The following is a 980-nucleotide window of genomic DNA, read 5'->3' as shown; positions in this document are numbered from 1 at the left end:
AAACCTCTGCATCTAATGCTACTCAAGGATGAACTGCATAGATTATTTTAAACCTTTTTGATTCCACCACAACTTCCCTGTTAAGTTACTATTCTGGCTGACTTTAGTTAACTTAAAAGAGAATGTTTTTTGATTAGGTCTATCAGATATTGGATCAAGAAACATAACTCCATCCTGTACCTTGACAGAGTAACTTCTAATACCATAGTTACCAAAAGAAGGGATTTGATAAGATAAATGTAATATGTCCCCAGAAGGGCTAGACAAATATCGATAGTAACCATAATGCGATCTCTGACCGTCAATAAACCCATCGGAAAAACCCTTTTCATTTAATATCAATTCATATGAAGTTGCCTTTCCTTTAGAGTTCAATAATTCTCCTTTCCAAGCTCCAGCAATGCGATCATTTTTAAATACTTCAAAGGGACGATATGTGAAAATATTGTTGTTATACACCAACTGTAATTTATTGGACTCGGCGCCTGGAGATATATAGAATTTTAATGTGCGAACGATTTTATTCTGTTCGTTTTTTGGGTTGTTAAATGAATATTTAATTGTATCCTTGTTAATTATTTCGTAGGAGCCAGTCATCTTAAATTGACTAATAGTATCGGTTAAAAAACTTCCCCATTAGCTTTGAAATTATATTTATCTATTGTTGGTGCTAACGTTCCTACCCCACTCACCTTATTAGAAGTGGTTAAACACCACTGACCAACAATTAAATTTTTTGCAATTTGATCACTTTTATTCAAAGCGTGACGTTCTAACTCTATTTTCTTTGTTTTTACTGTTGCGCAAGAAGTAACCACAAGTGTACTTAATAGTAAAAATAAATATTTGTAGGATTTCATAATACAAGCTCCATCTATCCGAGGTTTATAACGCCGCCATTTGCGGTCGTAGTTTGATGGCGGCTTTTATGCGTTTCTTTGCATAAAAGGTGACAGAAAACGGAGATCCGCAAGATGGCC

The 980-nt window shown here is 34.6% G+C and carries 2 protein-coding genes; both read right to left on the bottom strand.

Translation table 11 applies throughout. The features are described 5' to 3' along the window. Positions 1-42: 42 nt before the first annotated feature. Complete coding sequence (locus tag AB6T38_RS19200; RefSeq protein ID WP_372548824.1) at positions 43-597, bottom strand: hypothetical protein; 555 nt, start codon at positions 595-597, stop codon at positions 43-45. Between the two features lie 23 nt (positions 598-620). Beyond that, entirely contained in the window at positions 621-860 is a 240-nt protein-coding gene (locus tag AB6T38_RS19195; protein ID WP_372548823.1) for a hypothetical protein, read from the bottom strand. Positions 861-980: the final 120 nt, after the last annotated feature.

The sequence above is a fragment of the Aliiglaciecola sp. SL4 genome, from assembly GCF_041538045.1.
GTDB lineage: Bacteria > Pseudomonadota > Gammaproteobacteria > Enterobacterales > Alteromonadaceae > Aliiglaciecola.
The sequence above is the reverse complement of the archived record's forward strand: the minus strand, read 5'-3'. Positions and strand labels throughout refer to the sequence as shown.